The sequence below is a fragment of the Arthrobacter sp. Dra40 genome (assembly GCF_059091905.1).
This window is the reverse complement of sequence record NZ_JBNHHB010000312.1, coordinates 1-4725: the sequence shown is the minus strand read 5'-3', so window position 1 is coordinate 4725 and position 4725 is coordinate 1. Positions and strand designations below refer to the sequence as shown.

5 protein-coding genes and 1 pseudogene are annotated in these 4725 nt (G+C 67.2%); all 6 read right to left on the bottom strand.

Annotated elements, in window-relative coordinates; all coding sequences use genetic code 11:
* Nucleotides 1–1360 (bottom strand): FHIPEP family type III secretion protein (locus AC5RWT_RS34645; RefSeq protein ID WP_494084177.1); only part of this gene is annotated, 1360 nt, incomplete at its 3' end.
* Nucleotides 1360–2538, bottom strand: a complete 1179-nt coding sequence (locus tag AC5RWT_RS34640) for an EscU/YscU/HrcU family type III secretion system export apparatus switch protein (protein ID WP_494084176.1) — start codon at nt 2536–2538, stop codon at nt 1360–1362. The genes AC5RWT_RS34645 and AC5RWT_RS34640, both read right to left, overlap by 1 nt.
* Complete coding sequence (locus tag AC5RWT_RS34635; protein WP_494084175.1) at nt 2539–3297, bottom strand: flagellar biosynthetic protein FliR; 759 nt, start codon at nt 3295–3297, stop codon at nt 2539–2541. It abuts the gene before it with no gap.
* Nucleotides 3297–3572, bottom strand: coding sequence for a flagellar biosynthesis protein FliQ (fliQ, locus tag AC5RWT_RS34630; RefSeq protein WP_493966498.1), 276 nt, complete (start codon nt 3570–3572; stop codon nt 3297–3299). Before fliQ ends, AC5RWT_RS34635 begins: the two co-directional genes overlap by 1 nt.
* 2 nt (nt 3573–3574) lie before the next feature.
* On the bottom strand, nt 3575–4360 hold the full coding sequence (fliP, locus tag AC5RWT_RS34625) for a flagellar type III secretion system pore protein FliP (protein ID WP_494084174.1): 786 nt from the start codon (nt 4358–4360) through the stop codon (nt 3575–3577).
* A gap of 80 nt (nt 4361–4440) precedes the next feature.
* Nucleotides 4441–4725: pseudogene (locus AC5RWT_RS34620) on the bottom strand (hypothetical protein); the annotation flags it as partial.

Here is a 4725-nt window from a genome sequence, read left to right as displayed (position 1 = left end):
GCCGCATCTCCGCCGGGACCCACTTGCCGGCCAGCCCGAACACCGGTTCCACCGTGGCGATGCCCGGCAGCGAGTCCAGGTTGTCGCCCAGCGCCAGGACCTTGCCGGCCGGAGCTTCGCCGCGGCCGGTTTCCACACCGGCTATCCGGATCACATAGGTGGACAGCGGCAGGTCGATGCTGTCGCGGGTGCGCACCGGCGGCACCACAATGCCCAGCTCCATGGCGATCTTCCGGCGCAGCGCCCGCACCCGGGCCAGCAGGTCGTCGGAGGCCCCGGAGACCAGGTCCACCAGATCCGGTGCCAGCTGGATCTCCAGCGCATGCACCCGCATCTGTTCGATGAGGTCCTCGGTAGTCTCCGAAGCGGGAGCCAGCGCACCCGCTGCGGCGGCAGCGGCGTCGTCGTCCTTGGCTTTGGCAGCCTCCGTTGCCTTGAGCCGCTGAGCCATGAAGATCAGGGACGCGCCCACCAGGATAAACGGGATTTTGGGCATCCCCGGGATCAGGGCCAGCAGGATGGCCGCCCCGCCGGCGATCATCAGCGCCTGGCGGGACTGGGTCAGCTGGTCGGAGGCGTCGGAGCCCATTTCCGAGTCGGCATTCGACCGGGTCACGACCATGCCGGTGGACACGGCCATCAGCAGCGCCGGGATCTGCGTGACCAGGCCGTCGCCGATGGTCAGCAGGGTGTAGGTGCTGACGGCGTCACCAATCCCCATGCCGCGCTGCAGCATGCCGATGGCGATGCCGCCCACGATGTTGATGATGATGATGATGATGCCGGCGATCGCATCGCCCTTGACGAACTTGGACGCACCGTCCATGGCGCCGTAGAAGTCCGCTTCGGCGGACACCGCGGCACGGCGTTCGCGGGCCTGCGCGTCGGTGATCAGGCCGGCGTTCAGGTCGGCGTCGATGGCCATCTGCTTGCCCGGCATCGCGTCCAGCGTGAAGCGGGCGCCCACCTCGGCCACGCGTTCGGCGCCCTTGGTGACCACCACAAACTGGATGACCACCAGGATCAGGAACACCACCGCGCCGATGATGATCGAGCCGCCCACCGCCACATGGCCGAACGCCTCGATCACCTGCCCGGCGTAGCCGTCGCCGAGGACCAGCCGGGTGGACGCCACGTTCAGGCCCAGCCGAAACAGCGTGGCCACCAGCAGCAGCGACGGGAACACGGAGAAGTCCAGCGGCTTCTTCACGAACATCGTGGTCAGCAGGATCACCAGCGCCAGCAGGATGTTCACGATGATCAGCACATCCAGCAGTCCCGCGGGAATCGGCACCACCAGCAGCAGGATGATGCCCACCACGCCGATCGGGACGGCAAGCTTGGAGAGGTTGCGGTTCATCAGTCACCTCCGGGCGACAGTTGGGACAAGGCCCGTTGGCCTGGCCGGGTTGAAGCGTGGGCGGCAGCATCGGCGTCGGTCATTGCCGGCTCTGCCATGGTGTGGACGCCTGCGGATGTGCTGGCTGACGTGCCGCGGGCCTTGAGGCTCATGACGAACGCGAGCACGCGGGCCACGGCGTTGTAGAGCTCCATCGGGATTTCCTGCCCGATCTCGCAGGAGGCATGCAGCGCCCGGGCCAGCGGGACATCGCGCACCACCGGCACCCGGGTGGTTTCGGCCTCCTCGCGGATGCGGGCGGCAATGTTGCCGGCCCCCTTGGCCACCACGCGCGGCGCGGATTTTCCTGGTTCGTACTTCAGCGCCACAGCGTAGTGGATCGGGTTCACCAGCACGACGTCGGAGCCTCCCACCGCGGCGATCATGCGGTTCCGGCTCATCGCCAGCTGCCGCGAGCGCCGCTGCGACTTGATCAGCGGGTCGCCTTCGGAGTTCTTGTTCTCGTCGCGGACTTCCTTCTTGGTCATCCGGGTCTTCTTGCGGTTGCGCCGGATCACCACCATCACGTCCAGGGCAGCCAGGATCAGGCCGGCAATGATCGCCGTTTGCAGCAGGCCGGCGGTGCCGCCGGCCGCAGCTTCGAGCAGCGAGGCGATCGACAGCCCGCCTGCGGTCATCAGCACCGGGACCAGCCCCTGCACCACAAAGTACAGGGCCAGCCCCACCACCACTGTCTTCAGCAGGGCCTTGGCGCCCTGCCAGAGCGCCTGCATGCCGAACACCTTTTTGAGCCCGTTGACCAGGTTGAACTGCTGGGTCTCGGGCTTGAACTTCTTCCAATGGATGCCGCCTTGCAGGGCCGCTCCCGCGATGATGACGGCGACGACGGCCAGGAACATCGGCGTGAGCGTGTAGATGATGGTGCCCAGCCCGTCCTCCAGCGCCTTGACCACCAGCCCCGGGTCCGGCGACTGGATCATCCGCGTGACGGTGAACATCTGGTCGGTGCCGGCCTGTGAGGCGCGGCCGATGGTCATCGGCAGCATGAGCGCCGCTGCCCCCACGCCGAGCCAGGCCGTGAGGTCCTGGGATTTGGAGAGCTGCCCCTTTTGCCGGACCTCCTTCATCCGCTTGGGGGTGGCCTGCTCTGTCCGTTCTTCGGAGGTGTCCTGCGACATCTAGCCCACCCCCGTCAGCGCCGCCACGGCCTGCCCGGCCAGCGAGGAGACGATCCGCGGCAGCGCCACGAACACCACGCCCGCCAGCGTCAGGGTCAGGAAAATCTTCAGTGGGAAGCCCAAGGCAAACGCGTTCAGCGCCGGGGCCACCCGCGTGAGCAGGCCCAGTCCGGCGTCGGCCAGAAAGAGCACCACCAGCAGCGGTCCGGCAATCTGCACGGAGGCGAGGAACATCTGCGTGACCCCGGTGATGATCAGCTGCACGGGCTCCGCCAGATCCACTCCCCCGCCCAGCGGCAGCGCGGTGAAGCTGCGGGCCAACCCGCCGATGATCAGCTGGTAGCCGTCGGAGGCGAACAGCAGGGAAAGCGCGGCCATCTGGAACAGCCGGGTGAACTGGGCGCCATTGACCATCGACTGCGGATCAAACGCCTGCGCCATGGAAAAGCCGCCGAACAGGTCGATCAACGTGCCCGCGGACTGTACCGCGGAAAACACCACCAGCACCAGGAAGCCCAGCAGCGCACCGACCAGGATCTCCAGCACCAGCGCGCCGAAGAAGCCGGCCGTGCTCATCGGCTCGTAGCCGTTGGTCACCCGGGGCGAGACCGCCAGCGCCAGGCCGACGCCGAGCATCGCCTTGATCCGTGCAGGAATGGCGCCGTAGGAGAACGGCGGGGCAATCAGCAGGAAAGCCACCATGCGGACGCCTGCCAGCATGGTGGCCTCGATCCATGCCTGGTCGAGCGGGATGTTCATTATCCGCCGCCGAGCAGGCCGGGGATTTTCTCGAACATTTCGTGGGTGAAGGAGACCATCTCGGAGATCATCCAATGCCCGCACACCAGCAAGGCCACCGCCACGGCCACGGCTTTGGGCACGAAAGACAGCGTGATCTCCTGGATCTGCGTCATGGACTGCACTAAGGAGACGGCGAAGCCGACCACCAGCGCGGTAACCAGCACCGGGGCGGAGAGTTTGGCGGCGACCAGCAGGCCCTGCAGGCCGATGTCCAGAACAGCGTTTGTATCCACGGCTAGGTACCGTAACTTCCCACCAGGGCGGTGATGATCAGGCCCCAGCCGTCCACCAGCACGAACAGCAGGATCTTGAACGGCAGCGAAATCATCACCGGCGGGAGCATCATCATGCCCATGGACATCAGCGCCGAGGCCACCACGAGGTCGATCACCAGGAACGGCACGAAGATGACGAACCCGATGATGAACGCGGCGCGCAGTTCGGAGATCATGAACGCCGGGATCAGCGTCTGCAGCGGCACGGCTTCGGGGTTCTCGGGGTTGGGCAGGTCGGCGGCACGCATCATCAGCGCCAGGTCTTCCTCGCGCGTATGCGCCAGCATGAAGTTCTGCAGCGGCGCGGCAGCGGCGCCCACCGCGTCCCCGAAGGTTGTGGTCCCTTCCATGTACGGCTGGACGCCCAGCTCGTTCACCTGGGTCAGCACCGGCCACATGATGAACAAGGACAGGAACAGCGCCAGACCGGCCAGCACCTGGTTCGGCGGGATGGAGGGCAGGGACAGGGCGTTCCGGGTCATGGCCAGCACCACGAAGATTTTGGTGAAGGACGTCATCATGAGCAACAGCGCCGGGGCCACCGACAGCAGTGTGATCCCCAGCAGTGTGATGACGGCGGACGACGGCGTGCCGTTGGGTCCGTTGATTTCCACCGAGAACCCGCCGTCACCGTCGGGCGAGCCTGGTTCCGTGGGGGCCAGCGGGTCAACCGGAGGCACCGGGGCCACCGGCGAGGCGAAAGCCGACGGGGCGTCGAGGAGGGCGGCGGCTACGGCAAAGAGCACTGCCAGCAGTAATGCCAGTAGCGCTGCGGTGGCCAGACGGGGCCAGCGGCCTGCCGTCGGGGCCAGAGTGCCGGTGCTTCTCAACGCGAACGGACCTGCTTCAGGGCTTCGGCGGTTTGTTTCCACGTGGACGGGGACAGGATGGAACCGGCCAGCGGAGAATCCGGCACCTGCTCCTCCCCGGCTGCCGGCCGGGATGCACGGCGGCCGGAGCGCGCAGAGCGGCGCCCGCCGTCGATCGGATACAGCCCGGCACGCGGGGTTTCGGCCTCGTTGCCGGCTGGCACTGCAGGCGAGCCGGACGAGCGGGGCGGGGCGGCGCCGTCGTACTCTGCCGGACGGGCCGTTTCGGTGACACGCGGTGC

Coding starts and splice junctions, on each gene's coding strand:
- AC5RWT_RS34640 (WP_494084176.1), bottom strand. CDS start 2,538: ATGTCGCAGGACACCTCCGAAGAACGGACAGAGCAGGCCACCCCCAAG.
- AC5RWT_RS34635 (WP_494084175.1), bottom strand. CDS start 3,297: ATGAACATCCCGCTCGACCAGGCATGGATCGAGGCCACCATGCTGGCA.